Genomic DNA, 21,572 nt, shown 5'->3' on the forward strand with positions numbered 1-21,572 from the left:
TTAAAGTTTCCGCTAATAAAAAACCCCAAAATTTCTTTTGGGGTTTTTCTTATCACTTAATGTGACGTTTTCTCAATATCAATTCTATTTGATATTAATGTTGCGATCTCGCTGGTCGTACATATCTGGAGTGGTGTGCACGCCGCCTGCATAACCTGCTTTTTCAAGAGTTTCCCGTACCTCTTTGACATCTTCTTCTGAAACGACAATGTCTCTTGCCCCTAAGTGGTAGCGAACAAAGGTGATCAGTTCAGCCAGTTTTTGATCAGAGAGTACATCTTCAAAACTCACCATTGGCATAAAGTTTTTATCTTCTACCAAATAGGTCGGCTCTAGTCCGCGCACGGTGACCGCTATGGTGTTAAATGGGTCGCTGTGCATGATAATGCCGTTATTAAGCAGTGCCGGTGCAATTGGATCGCGTCCTTTACCATCAGCGCCATGACAGGCTCCACAGGTTTGCTGATAGATAGGGTAGATGTCTGAATTGTAGGCGCTTTCATCAAAGCCTTTCGGTTGTAGAGGTTTTGCATCCGCGCTAACAAAGTTATTGGTGTCACCTTTAATGAGGTAATACGCCATCGCTTCAACATCATCTCGGGTCATCAAGCTCAAACTGTTTTTCACCACATCGGCCATACCGGCAAAAGCGGTTCCTTTATCGGAGTGTCCAGTGTGTAAGAAGTCAGTAAGTACTTGCGTATCCCAGCCATCGATATACAGCTCATTGGCAGTGATATCCGGTGCATTCCAACCATCAATGATATTACCTTGGAAGATACGATCGCTGATGATAGCTTGTGCAAGGTTTCGAGGTGAATGACATTCAGAGCAGTGCCCTAAACCTGCCACCCAATATTTGCCTTGTTGCCATTTTTCAACATCATCAACGCTGCCTTTGATTTCTGCCGGCACTTCATATTTAAGTGGTGCGGTATCCATAAAGACAATATTCCAACTCAATAATCCAAGTCGAATGTTGGATGGGAACATCATGCTGTTGTCGTCATTGCGTCTTGCTACCGCAGTGATCGACTGCAGGTATTCCCACATATCTTGCATGTCTTGTTCTTTGACGTATTGATATGAGGTGTAAGGCATTGCTGGATATAAATAGCCATGACGACCTTTACCGTCAACCAATGCTGCTTTAAAGTCTTCATAGCTGTATTCACCAATACCTTCACTTGCATGAGGGGTAATATTGGTCGAATAAACGGTGCCAAATGGCGTTACAAACGGCAGTCCGCCTGCAAAAGGTTCACCACCTTCGGCGCTGTGACAAGCCACACAATCTCCGGCATGAGCCAAGTATTCACCACGCTTAATTGCCTCACTATCTAGGCTAGCAATATGCGCATCCGCATCGATTCGAGATTTAGTTAGCATGGCGCCAATGGCTAAAATCTCGTTGCGAGTCAGTTGCTTATTAAAGGCCGGCATCACGTTGTTCAGACCAAACTTAATCGTATGCTGGATCTCTTCAATGCTACCACCGTGTAGCCAGATATCATCAGAGAGCACTGGTACACCAATATCAAAGTTGCCTTCAGAGCCATCGCCATGACAAGCCGAACAATATTGTTTAAACAGCTGTTTCCCAAGTTCTACTTTTACGGGCGGAACATCGGTATGACGTTGATTCAACGACGCTAAGAAGTAAGAAAGCTTTGATATTTCATCTTCATTGAGTATTTCGTTGTAGCCTGCCATCGCGCCATTACGGCCTTTTTCGATGGAGTGAAGAATAGCTTCATCGCTACCACCATAGAGCCAATCATTGTCGATTAGGTTAGGGAAGTGCTTCTGACCTTGAGCGTTGTCTCTATGACACGCGGCACAATGGGTTTGAAACAGTATTCGCCCTGAGTCTGTAATGTCACTGTTTTGCGCCAGGCTAGCCAGTGAAGTATCGCTTACTGAGGCAAACTGTTGATCAAGGGTAGTGGTTGGTGAGCTTAATTTGTCATCGCTTTGCTTCCAACCCATTAGCCCTTCCCAGTTACCAAGACCGGGATAAAGCACTAAAAACCCGACTGATAAACAAAAAGCCACAAAGTAACTAATAAACAAAAGTTTAGGCGGAGGGGCGTCATTTTCATCGATACCATCAAAGGTACCGAGTGCCTTATTGGCATCAGCGTCATGGTTTTTTCGCCAATATTTGACGATGATACTGACCATTAATAGCAAAAAAACAATCGTGCAGATAACAGCCCATAGATTCCAGAAATTACTCATTATTGGATCTCCTCTGCTGTATCAACCCCTAAACTTTGTAGATAATGAATAAGCGCTTCGCCTTTGGTTTTACCGCGAACTTGCAGACGAGCATCGGCAATTTCGTTGTCGCTATACGGCACCCCAAGGGTGCGCAGCGTGCGCATTTTGTCGGTAATATCATCACCGGAAAGCTTTTGCTCAAACAGCCACGGATAGGACGGCATAATTGAGGTTGGGATAACGTCTCTTGGATTCACTAAATGCAAAACATGCCATTGGTCAGAATATTTTCGACCTAGGTTAGTTAAGTCAGGGCCAGTACGTTTTGAGCCCCAAAGGTTTGGAAACTCATAGATGTCATCCGGTTCTTGGTTGGCGCGGCCATTACGTTTTACCTCAGGCTCTATAGGGCGCACCATCTGCGTGTGACAAACGTGACACCCTTCGCTGATGTAGATATCACGTCCCGCTACTTGAATTGCGGTCAGAGGTTTGGCTTGGCTATTTGCCGCCAACTCTGGGCCTCTGACTATGTTTGGCACAATCAGAACCAAGATAGAAAACGAGGCTACCACTATGGTGGCAATGATCAGAATAAAAACTGACTGTGTGAAATCCTTACTCATTATGATGCCTCCCTTTTAAGTACAAACTTTGGTGTAGTGACGGTCTTATACAGGTTGAACACCATCAGGAATAAGCCAAGTACAAACAAGGCACCACCAAAGAAGCGCAGGAATAGCCATGGCGCTTTAAAATTCATCGCCTCTACGAAGCTGTAAATCAGTTCGCCATTTTCATTTTGAGCAAGCCACATGTAGCCCTCACCAATGCCTGCCACCCACAATGCAATGGCATAAATTGCCACCCCGGCATGGGCTAACCAAAAGTGCCATTTGATCAGTCGAGTAGACCAGAGCTTGTCTTTATCCCACAATTTCGGGATGAAGTAGTAGAACACCGCAATGCCTGACATGCCCACCCAGCCTAAAGCGCCTGAGTGTACGTGGCCGATAATCCATTCGGTGTTATGTGCCATCATGTTAAACCAACGAATTGCCAGTAACGGGCCTTCAAAGGTCGCCAAACAGTAGTAAAGGATGGCGGAGAAGAAAAACATCATGATGTAGTCGTTTTTCAGTTTTTGCTTATTTTGCAATAGGGTCATGGCACTGTTAAATGCGCCACCCCAAGATGGCAGCCATAAAATCAATGACATCACGATGCCAATGTTTTGCACCCAAATAGGCACAGAAGAGTAAATAAGATGGTGCGTGCCTGCCCAAGTGTAAAAACCGACTAATCCCCAAAAGTGAATCACAGAAAGGCGATAGGAATAAATTGGTCGCTCAGAGACTTTAGGTATGAAGTAGTAGTTCATACCGATAACGCCAGCGGTCAGCAAGAAGCCCACTGCATTGTGTCCCCACCACCATTGCACTATGGCATCTTGCGCGCCAGCAAACACCGAGTATGATTTGGTGAGTGAGGCCGGTAGCGCAAGGTTATTGATGACAAAGATCAGTGCAATCACAATAATAAATGCGGCAAAAAACCAGTTTGCAACAAAGATGTGATTGACCTTTCTTTTGGCTATAGTGCCAAAGAAAAGGATGGCGTACAGCACCCAAACTAATACGATAAGAAGGTCGATTGGCCATTCAAGCTCGGCATACTCTTTTGAAGTGGTGTAGCCCAGAGGTAACGATAATACAGCCAGTAACAGAACCAACTGCCAACCCCAAAATACCATCCATGCTAGGCTTTTATTAAATAGCCCACATTGCCCAGTGCGCTGCGCAATATACAGCGAAGCACCCATCAAAATATTGACCACAAATCCGTAAATTACCCCCGAGGTATGTAAGGGGCGCAGTCGACCAAATTGAAAATATTCAGAATCAAAATTAAGTACCGGCCAATACAGTTGCGCGGCAAGTACCACCCCAACAATCATACCTATGATTGACCATGTGACGGACGCCACTACAAAATATTTGACGACCTTGGTGCTGTACACCGTGGTTTCGTTTTCCATCAGTTAATCCTTTACTGCTGAGGTTCTTGACCGATCTTTGAGAAGAAGTACGAAATGTCTTCAATGTCTTGATCAGATAGCGAGTCAGCTTGTTGCTGCATTAAAATGGCTAGGCCACTGGTTCGCTCTCTGGCTTTATAATCTTTAAGGGAGGAGATCAGATACCCAAGCTTTTGACCACGAAGGTTAGGGTAGGGATCTAAGGTTGAAATGCCGTTTTCACCATGGCACGTCATACATACTTTTGCCTTGGCTTTACCTACTTCAAATTGGGCATCTTGTGTTGTGCCATCATCTTGTGCAAAGACACTGGCACTAAACCCTAAAATTGCTAATACAAACAGTCTCATCGGTATAAATCCTTTTCCGAGCCTCCATACTGCGTGTTGGAGGAAATGTAACGTTATGCAAAAGTATAGTTAAGTATTCTGATAAGGCATTGCTTTGCTTGAATATATTAAGCAATTAGGTGATTAATATATAAGATAAAAATGAGATTAATTATCAATAGCATTTAGTGGTAATTAATCTCATTTTTTAGATAAGTAAAATAACGCCAAAATCTGTCAGTTTATACGGGTGTTAATTGAGCCTTTTTTAGGCTCGATGTATGAATGATTTCGTTGGCTTCGATTAACGTTAATGGCTGATTAAATGCCTGTTTAATCTCTTCTATTTCATTGTTATTAAAGCTTTTTTGTACGCAAAGCAGTTGTGTTGGACGCTCTTCATTTAAAGTGATCCAACGCGCTCCCTCTTGGCTAGATTCATTGCTGATGTGTCGCAGATTTTGAGTTTGCAAATGTGGTTTTAATAGAGAAGCTAATTGGCTCACTGAGCTGCGAGATTCGATACGATACAAATAACCGTTTGCTACTTTTTGTTTTACCCAATAATCCACGCCGCTTAATGAAATAGTTTTATTGGAGATAAAAATGGCGCAACTGCGGCTTATAAATGGCGCAATAGTGACCGCGGAGTGTTTAAATTCGGGTTGCCCAGAAATAGCATCTGTGGTGTTGGAAATTAGAGTGCAAGGCTTACTATTTTTAGCGGTGGTGTCATTCCAATGAATCGGCATAAATAGTTGCTGAGTTGAGACATCAGTAGTGACACAAGCGCGCACTAAGCTCTTACCTTGTGCATTGGCAACCCAAGCCAGTTGCCCATCTTGAATGGCAAATTTGACTGCGGTATCTGGGTGAATTTGCACATAAGGTTCGCTGGTATGTTCGGCAAGTTTTGCTGACAGACCGGTACGACTCATGGTATGCCAGTGATCGCGCGCGCGCCCGCTGTTTAATATTAAAGGCGCTTGCTTGTCTGTTGTAGCGATAGGGGATTTAAAAGCAACCGGGATAAATCGCGCTTTTTCATCTTCGGTATAAAAACGGCCATCACTAAACAGCCTTTGATTAACGATTTGTTGTTGCTGATTACTAACAGGCCACTGCTGCGGGGTTAATTGGCTATAACCCTGATCGTTTAAGCAGGTTAAGCCAATCAGATTCAAATCTCGCTGACCTTTGTCGTTATCCACACACGTTAATTGGCTATATTCTCGAAAAATCTCGCCTTCGTGTTGGTAGTTAAAGGCATGCTGATAACCCATTTTTGTTGCCACTTGGCTGATGATCCACCAATCTGGTTTGGCTTGTCCCGGGCTTGGAAGAATGCGTCTCTGCCTAGAGATGCGACGCTCCGAGTTAGTGACTGTACCCGATTTTTCACTCCAACCTTGCGCAGGCAATACGATGTCAGCCAGACGTGTGGTTTCAGTATCAGCAATACAGTCGGACACCACCACTAGTGGACATCGGCTCAGCGCGGATTTAATTTTGGCTGAATTTGGCAGGCTAACCATAGGGTTGGTCGCCATGATCCAAACTGCTTTTATTTTGCCAGAATCAATGGCGTCAAACAGTTCAATGGCCTTTAAACCGGGCTTTGTCGCTAAATTATCGGTATCCCAAAAATCACTTACCAAACGAATATGTTCTGGGTTATCAAATTCCATGTGCGCGGTGAGCGTGTTGGCAAGCGCGCCGACTTCTCGGCCACCCATCGCGTTTGGCTGACCAGTCACAGAAAAGGGACCACTGCCTGCTTTACCTATTTTGCCAGTCGCAAGATGACAATTAAGAATGGCATTTACTTTATCCGAACCACTACTGGATTGGTTCACCCCTTGTGAGTAAATCGTCACCACGCGCTCGGTATTGGTGAAGTCCTGGTAAAAGTCTTCCAGCTGTTGGGAGCTTAATTGAGTGATTTGTTCAATATCCGATTGAGCATGCGCCTTGCTTACTGCGCTATCAAAACCAGAGGTGTGCGAGGCAATAAAGGCATCATCTAGAGCCTCGTTTTTAGCAAGGTGGGACAACAGTCCATTAAAGAGTGCAACGTCTGAGCCTGATGCCAGAGCCAGATGAGTATTGGCTATATCGCAGGTGTCGGTTCTTCTTGGGTCGATAACAACGATATTGAGCGCTGGATTGGACTGTTTTGCGGTGCGTAATCGCTGAAATAACACTGGATGACACCACGCAAGGTTTGAGCCTACTATCACTACCATTTCCGCTTGTTCAAGATCTTCGTAGCAAATCGGCACAGTATCGCTACCAAAGGCTCGTTTATGCCCCACGACAGAAGAGGCCATACATAGACGTGAGTTACTGTCGATGTTGGCGGTACCCATAAAACCTTTGATGAGCTTGTTAGCGACGTAATAATCTTCAGTCAACAGTTGTCCTGAGACATAAAACGCTACCGAATCTGCGCCGTGCTCTTGTATGGTGCGAGCAAAGCCTGCTGCGACTTTTGTAGTGGCTTCGTCCCAAGTGATTGCTTGATCACCTTGCTCTGTTTTTAGGGTGGGAGAGAGTAAGCGTCCGTCGTGAATGACCGTCTCCCCAAGGGCAATGCCTTTAGTACAGAGCTTACCGTAATTGGACGGATGGGATTTATCGCCTCTTATTTCAAGCTCGCCAGACAGTTTAGGCCTTGCTTCTACTCCGCAGCCTACACCACAGTATGCACAGGTCGTTTTGATCCATCCTTCATCTTGCGAAGTCATAGCTAATCCTTAATTGGTATCTTTATCTCTATTGGTTAACAAGCAAAAATCAAACCAAGTTGCTAAAATTCAATAAATATAAAAATAACACTTTATTATCAAATGCTTGTAAATGCACCTACTACTAAAGTGGTATTGTTTTTGAGTTATAAATAATGAGGTTTACTTTTATATGCACCAAGTTGAGTCTTATTGCACCGCAAAGGGTCATTTTTTGTTGTTCTGGATGTTTGTTGATTAGTTTTGTTGGTTTGGTTAATGAAATGTACGCCCTGTAACTCATTGTTTATTAATGGCTTATTAATTTATTTTTGACTGTTTATTTAATGTTGGTATCTAAATTGCAAGCTCCCTCTCAGAAGCACTGACAAAATTAGTCGTTTTTAAATAAGCGATACGCGAAACAAGATGCGGTGAAGAGATTGAGGAGCAATATGATGCAAAGACAAGCAAATTATGTAGGGCGTGTAACCCTAGTTGGAGCAGGCCCTGGTGACCCAGATCTTCTCACAGTAAAAGCATACCGAGCGATCACCCAAGCTCAATTTATTATGTATGACAATCTGGTCAGCGAACAAATTAGAGCCTTGTTTCCTAAAAATGCAAAGACCGTTTTTGTCGGCAAAGCAAAGGGCAAACACAGTGCGACTCAGCCAGATATTAATGATTTGCTATTGGATGCAGCCTTAAAAGGTGAGCACGTTTGCCGAGTGAAAGGCGGTGACTCGTTTGTGTTTGGTCGTGGCGGTGAAGAGATGCTAATGCTGGCCAAGCAAGGTGTCGAAGTGGATGTTATTCCCGGTATTACTGCCGCGTCGGGCTGTACTAGCTATGCCAATATTCCTTTAACGCATCGCGGTTTGGCGCAAGGCTGTACTTTTATTACCGCGCATGCAGATAAGAAGTTAGATATTAATTGGGATGCTTTGGCGCAGCTCAAGCAAACCTTGGTTTTTTATATGGGCCTAAGTAAAACCGATATGTTGATGGAAAAACTGGTGTCGGGCGGGATGAGTAAAGAAACGCCGGTTGCTTTCATTGAAAACGGTTGTACCCCTAAGCAGCGCGTACATATTGGCAAACTGGATCAGCTCACCGCACTTAAAACTCAACATCAAATTCAATCCCCAGCGCTGATTGTGGTGGGTGAAGTCGTGTCTATTGCAGAGCAGATGAATTGGCTTAGCCAGCTGACTCAGCACCAGTTACAGCAAACTAAACGCAAACAAGTGTTGCCATTGACGGCGTAACCTCGCGCTCAAGTGAGATAAATTTAGATTTCAAGGAATGAAAATTATGAATAAGCAAAGAGTAGTCGTTGTTGGTAACGGAATGGTTGGCCACAAATATATCGAAAACTTGTTACAGCAAAAAAACGATGATTTGGACATCATTACCTTTTCCGAAGAGCCACGTCTTGCCTATGACCGCGTGCATCTTACTTCTTATTTTACCGGCAATGGCGCGCAAGAGTTGATGCTTGCTGACGAAGGGTACTACAACGAAAACGGGGTTAAATTTGTCGTCAGTGACAAGGTGGTAAAGCTTGATACGCAAGCTAAGCAAGTCATCACTGAGAGCGGCCGAGTTGAGCCTTATGACACCTTAGTGCTGGCGACAGGTTCTTACCCATTTGTGCCACCGATTCCAGGTAACGACAGTGAACACTGTCATGTATACCGCACTTTAGAAGATCTAGATGCTATTGAAGAGTCGAGCAAGTTAAGTCAAAGCGGCGTGGTCGTGGGTGGTGGTTTGCTCGGGCTTGAAGCGGCCAATGCTATTAAAGAGCTTGGACTACAAACACATGTTGTTGAATTTGCTCCAAGATTGATGGCAGTGCAGTTAGACGCTGGCGGCGGCGCACTGCTGCGCAGAAAAATCGAATCGTTAGGCGTTTCGGTGCACACCGAAAAAGCCACCACTGAAATTGTGGCAGGAGAAAACGCCCGTTATCGTATGAATTTTGCCGATGGTACGCATCTAGAAACCGACATGATTGTGTTTTCGGCAGGTATTCGTCCGCAAGACGAATTGGCAAGACAAGCCGATATTGAAATTGGCGAACGTGGCGGGATAGTGATTGATGATTACTGCCAAACCAGTGCTAAAGATGTGTATGCAGTAGGTGAATGTGCCTTGTGGGATGGCAAGATTTTTGGTTTGGTCGCACCGGGTTATCAAATGGCGAAAGTGGCTGCTCAGCATTTATTACAAGATGAGAAAGAGGCTGATAGCACAGCATTTACTGGCGCGGATATGAGCACCAAGTTGAAATTACTGGGCGTAGATGTAGCCAGTATTGGTGAGGTGCACGACCAAACTGAAGGCGCTCAGTCGTACACCTTTAGTGATGAAATCGATCAAATATATAAGCGTTTAATTGTCTCTGAGGATGGCTCAAAGATCATTGGCGCAGTGCTGGTGGGCGATGCTGAGGCGTATGGCACGCTATTGCAGATGAAACAAAATGATATGCCTTTGCCTGCCAATCCATCGGTATTGATTTTACCCAATGTCGCGGGCGAAGAGTCTGCGGGAATGGGCGTGGATGCCTTGCCTGATAGCGCGGTGATTTGTTCGTGTTTTGATGTCACCAAAGGCGATATCAAGCAGGCGGTGCAGGCGGGTTGTAACACTATGGCTTCGCTTAAAGAAACCACCAATGCCTCAACAGGTTGTGGTGGTTGTAGTGCACTGGCAAAACAAGTGTTAGATGCAGAACTGCTGAGCTTAGGTGTGGAAGTGAATAACGACCTTTGTGAGCACTTTGCCTATTCGCGTCAAGAGCTTAGCGACATTGTTCGAGTCAATCAGATCAAAACCTTTGAACAGCTTTTAGCCCAGTATGGCAAAGGCCATGGCTGTGAAGTGTGTAAGCCAACCGTGGGCTCAATATTAGCCTCGTTTTGGAATGACTATATTTTGCAAAACGAGCATATGGAGCTGCAAGACACCAATGATATCTACCTAGGCAATATGCAAAAAGACGGTACTTATTCAGTGGTGCCACGCATTGCTGGAGGAGAGATCACTCCAGATCGCTTAATTGTGTTGGGACAAGTGGCAAAAGAGTTTGATTTGTACACCAAGATCACCGGTGGTCAACGTGTGGATCTATTTGGTGCGCAGCTCAATGATTTACCGATTATTTGGCAAAAACTGGTAGATGCTGGCTTTGAAACCGGACATGCCTACGGAAAATCCGTACGTACTGTGAAGTCTTGTGTAGGTAGCACTTGGTGTCGTTATGGCGTGGGCGACAGTGTACGTTTAGCCATTGATGTAGAGAACCGCTACAAAGGCCTGCGCTCTCCTCACAAAATCAAATTTGCGGTCTCTGGCTGCACCCGAGAATGTGCTGAGGCTCAGTCTAAAGATGTCGGCATCATAGCCACCGAAAACGGCTGGAACTTGTATGTGTGTGGTAATGGAGGCATGCGTCCGCGTCATGCTGACTTACTGGCGACCGATTTAGACGAAGCCACCCTGATTCAATATATCGACCGCATGTTGATGTTTTATATTCGCACCGCTGATCGCTTGCAACGTACTTCGGTATGGATGGAAAACCTTGAAGGCGGTTTAGATTACCTAAGAGAAGTAGTTGTTGACGACAAACTGGGCCTTGCAGCAGAGCTTGAAAAAGAGATGGCAAACACTATCGATCAGTACCAATGTGAGTGGAAAACCACTTTGCAGTCTCCAGAAAAACTGAAGCGATTTAGCCATTTTATCAATAGTGAGCAACGCGATGACACGCTGAGCTTTGTGTCGGAACGTGAGCAGCGATTCCCTAGTAGCACTGTTGATTCCTCATCCAATACCCAAAGTAGTGAACAAATTATCGATGTGGTTGAGGTGAACTAGTGGCTAAAACCGACAATATAAATTTATGCGAAATAGACGTCATTTTTATCAAGGAGAGAGAATATGAATAATTGGCAAACGATCTGCGATATACAAGATATCGCACCTAATGTCGGAGTCTGTGCTCTTGTTAATGGCAGACAGATAGCGGTATTTAATTATCAGCGCACCAACACGCTGTACGCTATTTCAAACTATGACCCAATTGGTAAAGCGCAAGTGCTTTCACGAGGCATCATAGGCTGCTTTGAAGGTGAGCCTTGCGTGGCGTCTCCTTTGTACAAACAGCACTTCAATTTGCAGACGGGGCAATGCATTGAAAAACCAGAATGCACGATAAAAACCTACCCAGTGCGTCTCATTGATGGAGCAATTCAAATTCAGGTCAGTGAAGCGGTGGCGGCGTAATGCCTGTCACTGCAGCGCCTTTCATTGTAATGAACGGCGAGCAAGTAAATTTTTCACCATTTAAGCAGGAAGCTGTCGCTTAAATTAAGCAACAAAAAAAGGATTTATATTATGGATAACAGTAAATTTTCTCTGTTTTCGTTTAGCGGAAAAATGAAAGTCTTACATTTAAGTTGGATGGCTTTTTTTATTACCTTTGTGGTTTGGTTTAACTTTGCACCTTTATTGCAAATGGTAAAAGAGACACTAGGGCTGAGTACTCAAGAGATCAAAACCTTATTGATTTTAAACGTCGCCCTAACTATACCGGCGCGTGTGGTTATCGGTATGCTAACCGATAGGTTTGGCCCAAGATTGGTCTATTCAGCGCTACTGGCGGTGTGTTCCATCCCGTGTTTTATGTTTGCCTTTGCCGACTCCTTTATACAGGCTGCAATTGCCCGTTTCTTACTCGGCTTTATTGGTGCAGGCTTTGTGGTTGGTATTCGCCTAGTCTCAGAATGGTTCCCGCACAATGAGTTGGGTACCGCTGAAGGCATATATGGCGGCTGGGGTAACTTTGGTTCTGCCGCTGCGGCATTTACTCTACCGACAATCGCTATCTTGTTTGGCGGTGATGAAGGTTGGCGCTACGCGGTAGCAATTACAGGCCTAATGAGCTTAGTGTTCTCAGTTATCTTTTATCGTTCAGTTTCCGATACACCAAAAGGCTCAACTTACTTTAAACCTAAGCATGTGACCGCGATGGAAGTGACTTCAAAAGGCGACTTCTTCTTCCTATTGATCATGAAAATCCCAATGTATGCGGTGTTAGGTTTATTGGCATGGAAACTGTCTCCTAGCGGCATCGGTATGCTGTCAGACTTTATTGTAAACTGCATCTATGCAGGCTTGGCGGCGCTTTATTTGTTGGAAGTGAGCCAAGTATGGAAAGTCAATAAAACCGTATTTGAAAAGCCTGTAGAAGAGATCCACCAATATAAATTCAAGCAAGTAGCGGTGCTGAACGTGCTGTATTTTGCAACTTTTGGTTCTGAGTTAGCCGTGGTTTCTATGCTGCCGCTATTCTTTGCTGAAACCTTTGAACTGACTCCGGTACTTGCCGGTATGGTGGCATCGGCGTATGCCTTTATGAACTTAATGTCGCGTCCAGGTGGCGGTTGGATTTCCGATAAATTTGGTCGTAAACCAACATTATTAATCCTTACAGCAGGTCTTGCGGTTGGGTACTTCTTGATGGGGCAAGTGGGCAGTCACTGGCCAGTATGGCTTGCAGTAGCCGCGGCTATGCTATGTTCATTCTTTGTACAAGCGGGTGAAGGTGCAGTGTTTGCAACGGTTCCTCTAATTAAACGCAGAATGACAGGTCAGATTGCCGGTATGACAGGCGCGTACGGTAATGTGGGCGCGGTGACTTATTTAACCATTCTCTCTTTTGTTGATTATCAAACCTTCTTCTACGTGATTGCGGCAACGGCGGTACTAGGCTTTGTAACTTTGATTTTCATGGAAGAGCCGACTGGTAAGATTGCTGAGGTGAATAAGGACGGTAGTGTGACCTTAATTGACGTCTCTAACTAGACAGGAATCTAACTAGGTAGGAAAGAGTTCAATCTTGGTGGATAGCGGCTATATTTTAACGCATGCTTTCACATCAAGGTTGGGCTCAATGCGAATAAGTGATTATTGATGAATATGCCAATCTCTACACTTAAATTACAACATGCAGGGACGTCGTTAGTCGGCGCTCGCACGCAAAATCAGGACGCTATTTTATTAAAGATTCCTGACCGCGCTGACGAACTCACCCACAAGGGAATCGTGGCCTGTATTGCCGACGGCGTGAGTTGTAGTGATCACAGTCAAAGAGCGAGTCATACCGCCGTGGTGCAGTTTGTGAATGATTATTTCGCTACCCCAAGTAGTTGGAGTATCAAACATTCAGCAGGCAAAATCTTAACGGCTATTAATACGTGGCTGTATGAAGAAGGGAGCAAGCAAGCACTAACTCACAACGGATTAGTGACAACCTTTAGCTGTGTAGTCATTAAATCCAATACCGCTCATCTTTTCCATGTAGGGGACACGCGTATTCATTTGTTCAGAGATGGACAACTGCAACTTCTCACCAAAGATCACCAAAGAACCAACTTAGCCAATCACGCATACCTGACCCGAGCTTTAGGCATGGATTCTAACCTTGATGTGGACTACCAGAAGGTGAGTTTACAAAAAGGAGATAGATTTATCCTTACCTCAGATGGGGTACATGATACTATTGATATCAGTCCCTTAGCCAGTTCGAGTCAATATACACCACAAGAAATCTGTGACTTACTTTGTTACGACGCCTTTGAGCAAGGCAGCCAAGATAACTTAAGTGCATTGGTGTTCGATGTGAAAGATTTACCTGCGCACACCTTACCGGAACATCAGTTTTCTATGCTGGCACGCTCGATTCCTCCTGTTTTGCAAGAGGGCAATAAACTCGATCAATTTCGAGTGCTTAAGGTGTTGTACTCAGGTTCGCGTAGTCATGTGTATTTGGTTGAAGACGAATTGACGAGCAAGCGACGAGTATTAAAAGCGCCCTCTGAGCACTATCGCGATGATCTTGATTATCTAAAAGCTTTTGCCAATGAGCAGTGGGTGGGGACTCAGCTCAAGAATACGCGAGTGATGCGGGTTTATCCAAGCCCCAACGACAGTCGTTTTGTCTATCAAATATGTGAGTATATTCAGGGGATTACCTTGCGCCAGTGGATGTACGATAATCCGAAAGCAAGCTTACAAGAAACCCGCACTCTGTTAGATGAGATTATCAAAGCACTGCGAGTTTTCCAGCGTGCAGATATGGTGCACCGAGATCTTAAGCCAGAAAACATCATGATTACCCCCGCAGCCGAGGTGAAAATTATTGATTTTGGCGCGGTAAAAGTTAAAGGGCTAGAAGAAATTACGCCCGAATCCCGAGATTCTACCCCTTTGGGCGCAGTCAATTACATTGCTCCTGAATATATTGATTCGGGTAAAGCGAGCATAGTGTCAGATCTGTTTTCAGTGGCGGTGATTGGTTTTGAAATGCTAACCGGTGAGTTGCCTTATAAACCCACCACCAGTCAAAACTTACAAGCGGCAAGGCACACCAAATGGGAATATCGTTCTTTAGCTGATTATCGAAAGGACATTCCATCTTGGGTCGACTTAGTGTTTCGTAAAGCCACTCATCACCTTCCCCATCGACGTTATCAAGTGCTTGGTGATTTTATTGCCGACTTGTATATGCCTAACAGTGTGTTGCAAAAAGAGTTAAAAGATAGCCCACTAATAAAGAGAAACCCGCTGCTGTTTTGGAAAACCATCGCTTTGTTAGCAACGGTGGTGGCAGTAGCGGAAACACTGTGGCTGATTTCTAACTAGCATAAAAAAATGACCGCTCAAAGAGCGGTCATCATGTTGATAGAGGTTATTGGTGTTGGGATTATTGACCTGCGATGGTGATGATTTGTCCCAAGTGATAATCTAATGTCCTAATGTCATTTTGATTTTTATCTACTTTACCCATATCAGCGGTTAAGCTTATGTGGATATCCGACGCTTTGTTGACATATTCTAATAAATTAATAGGAAGGCTACTTTTCGTATTTGTATATTCGTCTTTTAATTTCTCAATAATTGGGTCTGACATGTACAAAGTAGTAGTTACAGTTCCATATATATCTCCCGATTTCGGAAGTGAAACATTGATATTAGATGAACTATAAATTTTTCCATTTGTACCATTCAATCTCAATTCGTTTGCAAGTGATAATTTATTGGTTGTCACGTCATATAGTTTATCAATTACAAGCTTTTGTTGTATTGGGATATAGGTCATTTTTGTTAAATAATCACCGCTTTGAATAGTATAAGCAATTAGGCTTTGACCATTATCTGTAACTACAGAAGTTTTACAAGATGAAATAGCAAAAGCCAACTCTTTATCATCTGTCTTACAAAGATCATAAATATCATCTGCGGTAAATCCTGCATCTTGAAATACTGCTGTAATTTGTGGGTGAGCAGCTATCCACTTGTTTCTAGCTGGAGTTTCTGGTTTTTTCTTTGCTAATGAAACGGTTTCCTCATGCGTCTTTTGTTTATTTTGACTTATATTATATAGAGGTTTGGTATATTTACTGCTTTGATAGGATATCTTAGGTTTAACAACCTCCTCGCTAGTTTGTTTTTCATGCGTTGGAACACTAATACTATCTTTGCTTTTCTGCGATGTTGAGGCGTCAGTATGATCTATAATTTGCTGGATATTATTATCACTAGAGTTTAACCCTTCATTTATAGCTTTCGAGATATCATGGTCACTAGAGCTTGAACCGCCACAGCCTGTCAGAAGTACAGGTGTTAAAGCTAATGCAAATAAAGTGTATTTCATGTTGTCTGCCTTTAAAAATTCTCAGTGTCTATACAAGACGACCTTTCTTTGTAGAGAGAATAATCTTCATACAGAGAAAAAACATGAACACTTGTTTTGATAGTGTGCCACTTTTAGGTTGAATTTTAAGCAGTAGTAAAAGGAAATGATGGCAATATAATGCCGAAAGTATCAATTGAAGCCAGAAGATACCTATAAAGTACAATGCATAAGGTAAAATTTAAAATAGTAAAAAGTAGAATAAGGTGAGGTTAACGGCGAGGTGGCTATTTGAGTGAGATCTTATATTTAATATTTAGTGATTAGACGAAACAAGGAGTACAACTAGATTACACTCCTTGTTCGCGGAGCAAATTATGGTTGAGTGGCTTTGGTTGCAAACATATTCAGCGCTTTACTTATTTTGCCGATGACTTCATCGCAACCCATGATGTTGTGTCGCGCTTTTAAGTAGTTGGGGTCGTTGTAAGTTAGCCAAACCAAACCATGCTCATCTTCCGAAATAAGCGCTTTTTGTGGTAGGTCGATAGCCGCGCTTTGCTGGCAGACCATTAGCGGAGAACCTACCTTGGGATTGCCAAATAACACAAGTTCGGTCGGGCGCAGCGTTATGCCGACGTTTCCGGCTGCTTCAGAATGCTTAATTCGTGCAAAGGTGGTCATGCCTTTTTCTTTGAGGGCATCAACCAATCTATCGGCAGTAGTGGTAACGTCGTAATGACTTTTCATTGAGATAAGTCCATTATCTATTGGCACTTGATTACTTGCGTGTGCAGTAAAGCTGATTAAAAGCATCGCACAAAGGCTAAGTATTACTTTTTTCATAGTCATTGCCTTATCCATTAATTAAGGTAATTAGTTCAATAATTTAACTCGCATACGATAGTAATTATTGAGTAGACGACAAGTTAAGTAAAGAAAGTGTGGCGCTAAATGTTAATAATGTAAATGTCGACGGCAGAGTTTGTGGTTTACTCACGAATGTGTATTTTAACTAAAGCAGTTTGATTAAGCGGAAGGTTTCGGTGTTGTTAGAAAATTCAAAACAAAATCAAAAACACAAAATGCAGCTTTGGCGTTCGAAGATAAGCGATGTTGCTGCAGATGTTACTGCACATAATGCTATCGCCCCCATATTGGTGATGCTGTTTGTTTTGTTATCCGCTAATGCGCAAGCGGCAACGGGTTTTCTAAAAAGCAAAGACACCCAAGCATTTACTCAGGTATGTTATTACGACGTGTTGGGAGATACACATAGCCTAAATATAAAATCAACGGACTTGTGCCCGCTGACTTATGAGTTTGATACGCTACCAAAGCTGAGTAAACCCGCCCCAAGCGCTAAGAAAACGGGTTTCTTTAAAGATGATGAAACGTCTGGATTTAGCCGATTGTGTTCATATGATGTGTTAGGTGATACCTACGTTCTAACCATTGGCAGCACCGAAATCTGCCCGTTAACCTATCAGTTTTAATCAGCGTGAGCGGAGTGACTATTCGCTGATTGTCACCTTTTCAATAACAACAGACTCAATAGGAAGATCGTCCATACCAAATAGTGAATGCGTTTTCCGTTTTGCAATGGCATTGACCACATCCATTCCCGCAGTGACTTCGCCAATGACCGTATAACCCCAACCTTGGTTTGTTGTGGCGGTGTAATCAAGAAAGTCATTATCATCAAGGTTAATGAAAAATTGCGAGGTAGCGGAATGCGGCGCATCGGTGCGAGCCATCGCGACGGTACCTAGCTTATTTTTTAATCCTCGGTTTGCTTCATTCACGATAGGAGCGTGGGTTTCTTTTTCGAGTAACTTTTCGCTGTACCCGCCACCTTGAATCATAAAACCATCGATCACGCGGTGGAAAATCGTGCCTTCAAAGAAGCCTTCTTCGCAATACTTTAAAAAATTTTTAGCACTCACGGGCGCTTTGTCTTTGTTGAGAGCGATAGTGATATCACCTAGGTTGGTCGAAAGTACGATCATCTGTTTATCCTATAAAATTAATTTAGGGCTAAGTATACATTCTTGGTGTGGGTTCAAGAGGTTAAATTATTCAGTTGTTAGAGACTGAGACGACAGCTTCGCTTTGCGGTAACATGGAGCACTTATCGCAGACAATAATTGGCTGACTTAGTGAGTCAAAACTTGTTTGTGGTGATGGCGGTAATTCAATAGCAAATGGCAGTGTGTATGAGCTTTAATGACATTCAACAAAAACTACAATCTTTCACTTCTTTAGAGCAAGTGTTTGAGTATTTTGAAGTCGACTTTGAGCGCCAATGCATCGAAGAGTATCGCTTGCCGCTGCTAAAAAGGTTTAATGGTTATTTGCTGTTGGAAAAACCCGATGATTGGTTTGCAGCGCGCAGAGTGCTAAGAAATGCGTATTGTAAAATTCAACGGGGAAGGTTAGATCCGGCTACTCGCTCAGCGTGTCGTGGTTGCACCTCTTGCTTGCGCCGATAAGGTGAGGCATTTCTCTCTATGCATCTCTTTTATTAACATTTCTTTGACAACTCGCAGTGGTGTTGCTTAACTGGTACGACAAGTTCATTCTCGGTGACCGTTATGCTTTCTACATTACAAAAAGCCAACCTATATCTTGCCTACTTTGGCTTTTTTAAAGTGCCCTTATTATGGTTAAGTCGACCTAAAATAATCACCATGAATGAAGAAATGGTAGAGATAAAAATCCCCTTAAAAAGGCGCACTAAAAATCATTTAAATAGCATGTACCTTGGCGCATTAGTGGTTGGTGCTGATGTGGCTGGTGGATTTCTTGCGGCCATGAAAGCGAAAGATCAAGGACGAAAAATATCGTTAGCATTTAAAGGACTTAATGCTGAGTTTTTCATGCGTCCTGAAAGTGATGTGCATTTTATTTGTCATGATGGACCGCTGATTGACCAAATGCTTGCAGAAACCATAGCGACGGGTAAACGGGTGAATAAAGACATGCGTGTTATCGCGCTTTGCCCAACATTGCATGGTGATAAGCCAATGGCGCAGTTTGATATTATGCTTTCGTTAAAAGCAAAATAATTGACATGCAACAAAGGGTGATTTAATTCATCAAAAACTTTGAGCTTGCTCTCCTTTTTAATTCCCAGTACCTGCCTTTACAACCGCATTTATATTACTGGATGTGAATTTCCCAAGAAGTATATGGATCAAGTCACATAAGTAAGATACTGTTTCCTTTGATTTTTATTTGCACTATCTATTCAATAAGGAAGTTGTTTATGCAAGGCTTAGTAGATTTCTTGAACGGGGTTATTTGGAGTCCCTTTCTTATCTACCTCTGTTTAGGCGCGGGATTATTCTATTCCATCCTAACTCGATTCGTTCAAATCCGTCATTTCTTCGAGATGTGGCGACTGTTGTTATCGGGTAAAAGCTCAGATAAAGGTATTTCGTCATTTCAGGCATTAGCGGTTTCATTATCTGGGCGAGTGGGCACAGGTAATATCGCGGGCGTTGCTGCGGCCATTGGTTTTGGTGGCCCTGGGGCGGTCTTTTGGATGTGGGTTGTGGCATTTTTTGGCGCCGCGACAGCTTATGCAGAATCGACATTAGCTCAAATTTATAAAGAAGAGGACGAAGGTCAGTTTCGCGGTGGCCCTGCTTACTATATAGAGAAAGCAATGGGACAGAAGTGGTATGCATGGATCTTCGCCATCGCCACTATCTTTGCCTGTGGCGTGCTATTGCCGGGAGTGCAGTCCAATAGTATCGGCAATGCAGTTGAAACAGCGTTTGGCTCTGGGCCAATGATTGAAACTGCCATGGGGACATTCAGCTTTGCGAAAGTGGTTACAGGTACGTTCATTTCAATCATACTTGGCTTCATCATCTTTGGCGGCGTGAAGCGCATCGCTAACTTTACACAGATTGTGGTGCCATTTATGGCGCTGGCTTACATTTTAACGGCGTTTGTCATTATTTTACTGCACATCACTGAAGTACCTCATATCTTCGCAATGATCATCGGTGATGCGTTTACACCTATGGCGGGCTTTGGCGCGGCAATCGGTTGGGGCGTTAAGCGTGGCGTATATTCTAACGAAGCAGGTCAGGGTACAGGCCCACATGCAGCGGCTGCGGCAAACGTTGATCATCCAGCACAGCAAGGTTTAGTACAATCCTTCTCAATTTATATCGATACGTTGCTAGTGTGTTCTGCAACGGCATTTATGATCTTAATTACTGGAATGTACAACGTTCAAGGCGCAGAAGAAGGCGTGTTCATTGTGCAAAACCTAGCGGCAAATATCGGCGCAAATAGCCCAGCATTTACCCAATTGGCTATCAATAGTACCCTTCCAGGAATTGGTAAGCCTTTCATTGCCGTGGCATTGTTCTTCTTTGCCTTTACTACAATTTTGGCTTATTACTACATTGCAGAGACCAATATTGCCTACATACGACGTACCTTTAAAATTAATGGCTTAAAATTCTTACTCAAATTAGTCATTATTGCCTCGGTTTTTTATGGCACGGTTCGAGCGGCAAACTTAGCATGGGCAATGGGTGATGTTGGGGTAGGCTTGATGGCTTGGCTTAATATTATTGGTATTTTGATTATTTTCTTTATGTCCAAACCTGCTTTAAAAGCACTGAAAGATTATGAAGAGCAGCAAAAGCGTGGCGTATCGGTTTATACGTTTGATCCAGTAAAGCTTGGCATTAAAGGTGCGACTTATTGGGAGAAACTGATAGATAAGTCGTCGAAAAAATAAACGTTGCAATACTTTGCATAGGGCTTAGATAGGTAATATCTAGGCCCTTTTTTGTATTTGAACACTCAGTTGTCATATGCCTTTTATATTATTATCGATGAGTTTAAATCTTATACGCTACTATTTGTATATCAACGAATAATCATGGAAAATAGATAAGCAAGCAATTGCTTATACTGTAATTTAATTATGAAATAAAATTACAGTATAATTTTAAAGTGTGATCGCTATCACTTATTTTGCTATTTGCGTGGTAATTAATGACCAAAAATGTGAAAGTGCCCACGGTATAAGTTTATTTGTATTACTATAATTCTTTTGGTTGTTTTGTCTTGTTATTTGGAGTGCTATTTTGTCTTGGCCGATTGTTTTTGATTTGATGAGTGTGCTATTGCTAGTAGTTTTAGCTGTCGCGGCTAGAAAATCTATGCAGTCTTTAAAAAATGGCATTGCATCGGCACAAAGAAATGATGTCTCAGATAAACACATCCGTAAAAACTTCGCTAAACTAAGCTTAAATAGAGCGATTCTTGTTCTAACCATCGCCACGATTGTGATTAAGTCTGCCTTGATTTTGGGTCAAATATTAGACTTTGATTCAATCGATAAACACGGCTTACTTGATGAAGACGTTGTTCAATATATTGTTGTTGAATAAACCGAGTAGTTGAATAAATCCCGTTGTCGAATCAATCTAGGTAGCGGCCTACTTATCTCTATAAAATCCTCGTGCTTATACACAACTGTAGCTTGAGTCGCGCCTATTAAGTAGATAAAATCA

18 protein-coding genes are annotated in these 21,572 nt (G+C 43.1%); 10 read left to right on the forward strand and 8 right to left on the reverse strand.

Features of this window, described 5'->3' with window-relative positions; genetic code table 11:
- Positions 1-84 precede the first annotated feature (84 nt).
- From OCU38_RS14015 to OCU38_RS14035, 5 genes are all read right to left on the reverse strand, one after another.
- Positions 85-2,241: a c-type cytochrome gene (locus OCU38_RS14015; protein WP_261824828.1), complete on the reverse strand. Its 2,157-nt coding sequence runs from the start codon at positions 2,239-2,241 to the stop codon at positions 85-87.
- A complete protein-coding gene (locus OCU38_RS14020; protein WP_174375522.1) occupies positions 2,241-2,852 on the reverse strand; it encodes a cbb3-type cytochrome c oxidase subunit II in 612 nt (203 codons plus the stop codon). The genes OCU38_RS14015 and OCU38_RS14020 overlap by 1 nt, the downstream gene beginning before the upstream one ends.
- The gene (gene ccoN, locus OCU38_RS14025) at positions 2,849-4,261 is read right to left on the reverse strand and encodes a cytochrome-c oxidase, cbb3-type subunit I (RefSeq protein ID WP_152820125.1); all 1,413 of its coding nucleotides are present in this window, start codon (positions 4,259-4,261) and stop codon (positions 2,849-2,851) included. The genes OCU38_RS14020 and ccoN overlap by 4 nt, the downstream gene beginning before the upstream one ends.
- A gap of 11 nt (positions 4,262-4,272) precedes the next feature.
- Positions 4,273-4,611, reverse strand: a complete 339-nt coding sequence (locus OCU38_RS14030; RefSeq protein ID WP_261824829.1) for a c-type cytochrome — start codon at positions 4,609-4,611, stop codon at positions 4,273-4,275.
- Between the two features lie 221 nt (positions 4,612-4,832).
- Entirely contained in the window at positions 4,833-7,337 is a 2,505-nt protein-coding gene (locus tag OCU38_RS14035) for a molybdopterin oxidoreductase family protein (RefSeq protein WP_261824830.1), read from the reverse strand.
- A 437-nt stretch (positions 7,338-7,774) separates the two neighbouring features.
- Here OCU38_RS14035 and cobA point away from each other — a divergent pair, with 437 nt between their 5' ends.
- The 5 genes from cobA (at position 7,775) to OCU38_RS14060 (ending at position 15,035) form a co-directional block, all read left to right on the forward strand.
- A complete protein-coding gene (gene cobA / locus OCU38_RS14040; RefSeq protein WP_261824957.1) occupies positions 7,775-8,587 on the forward strand; it encodes a uroporphyrinogen-III C-methyltransferase in 813 nt (270 codons plus the stop codon).
- A 46-nt stretch (positions 8,588-8,633) separates the two neighbouring features.
- Positions 8,634-11,207: a nitrite reductase large subunit NirB gene (gene nirB, locus OCU38_RS14045; protein ID WP_261824831.1), complete on the forward strand. Its 2,574-nt coding sequence runs from the start codon at positions 8,634-8,636 to the stop codon at positions 11,205-11,207.
- Positions 11,208-11,270: 63 nt separating this feature from the next.
- Positions 11,271-11,615 (forward strand): nitrite reductase small subunit NirD, encoded by a 345-nt coding sequence (gene nirD / locus OCU38_RS14050; RefSeq protein WP_152820121.1) that lies wholly within the window; start codon positions 11,271-11,273, stop codon positions 11,613-11,615.
- 111 nt (positions 11,616-11,726) lie between these two features.
- Positions 11,727-13,196, forward strand: a complete 1,470-nt coding sequence (locus OCU38_RS14055; protein WP_023404575.1) for a NarK family nitrate/nitrite MFS transporter — start codon at positions 11,727-11,729, stop codon at positions 13,194-13,196.
- A gap of 108 nt (positions 13,197-13,304) precedes the next feature.
- On the forward strand, positions 13,305-15,035 hold the full coding sequence (locus OCU38_RS14060; protein WP_261824832.1) for a bifunctional protein-serine/threonine kinase/phosphatase: 1,731 nt from the start codon (positions 13,305-13,307) through the stop codon (positions 15,033-15,035).
- Between the two features lie 61 nt (positions 15,036-15,096).
- Here OCU38_RS14060 and OCU38_RS14065 read toward each other — a convergent pair whose 3' ends face one another.
- Together OCU38_RS14065 and OCU38_RS14070 are read right to left on the reverse strand one after the other, a co-directional pair.
- Positions 15,097-16,047 (reverse strand): hypothetical protein, encoded by a 951-nt coding sequence (locus tag OCU38_RS14065; protein ID WP_261824833.1) that lies wholly within the window; start codon positions 16,045-16,047, stop codon positions 15,097-15,099.
- 354 nt (positions 16,048-16,401) lie between these two features.
- Entirely contained in the window at positions 16,402-16,878 is a 477-nt protein-coding gene (locus OCU38_RS14070) for a DUF302 domain-containing protein (RefSeq protein ID WP_216643770.1), read from the reverse strand.
- 194 nt (positions 16,879-17,072) lie between these two features.
- Between OCU38_RS14070 and OCU38_RS14075 the strand changes: the two genes are divergently transcribed.
- The gene (locus OCU38_RS14075) at positions 17,073-17,522 is read left to right on the forward strand and encodes a hypothetical protein (protein ID WP_261824834.1); all 450 of its coding nucleotides are present in this window, start codon (positions 17,073-17,075) and stop codon (positions 17,520-17,522) included.
- Between the two features lie 18 nt (positions 17,523-17,540).
- Here the strand turns inward: OCU38_RS14075 and OCU38_RS14080 are convergent, their stop codons facing one another.
- Positions 17,541-18,035 (reverse strand): peptidylprolyl isomerase, encoded by a 495-nt coding sequence (locus tag OCU38_RS14080; RefSeq protein ID WP_261824835.1) that lies wholly within the window; start codon positions 18,033-18,035, stop codon positions 17,541-17,543.
- Between the two features lie 207 nt (positions 18,036-18,242).
- Here OCU38_RS14080 and OCU38_RS14085 point away from each other — a divergent pair, with 207 nt between their 5' ends.
- The 4 genes from OCU38_RS14085 (at position 18,243) to OCU38_RS14100 (ending at position 21,449) form a co-directional block, all read left to right on the forward strand.
- The gene (locus OCU38_RS14085) at positions 18,243-18,518 is read left to right on the forward strand and encodes a nitrogenase-stabilizing/protective protein NifW (RefSeq protein ID WP_039970782.1); all 276 of its coding nucleotides are present in this window, start codon (positions 18,243-18,245) and stop codon (positions 18,516-18,518) included.
- A 102-nt stretch (positions 18,519-18,620) separates the two neighbouring features.
- On the forward strand, positions 18,621-19,094 hold the full coding sequence (locus OCU38_RS14090) for a DUF4442 domain-containing protein (protein ID WP_261824836.1): 474 nt from the start codon (positions 18,621-18,623) through the stop codon (positions 19,092-19,094).
- 200 nt (positions 19,095-19,294) lie between these two features.
- Complete coding sequence (locus OCU38_RS14095; protein ID WP_261824837.1) at positions 19,295-20,791, forward strand: alanine/glycine:cation symporter family protein; 1,497 nt, start codon at positions 19,295-19,297, stop codon at positions 20,789-20,791.
- A gap of 352 nt (positions 20,792-21,143) precedes the next feature.
- Positions 21,144-21,449, forward strand: coding sequence for a hypothetical protein (locus OCU38_RS14100; RefSeq protein ID WP_261824838.1), 306 nt, complete (start codon positions 21,144-21,146; stop codon positions 21,447-21,449).
- The last annotated feature ends 123 nt before the right edge of the window (positions 21,450-21,572 follow it).

Source organism: Vibrio neonatus (assembly GCF_024346975.1).
Lineage (GTDB): Bacteria > Pseudomonadota > Gammaproteobacteria > Enterobacterales > Vibrionaceae > Vibrio > Vibrio neonatus.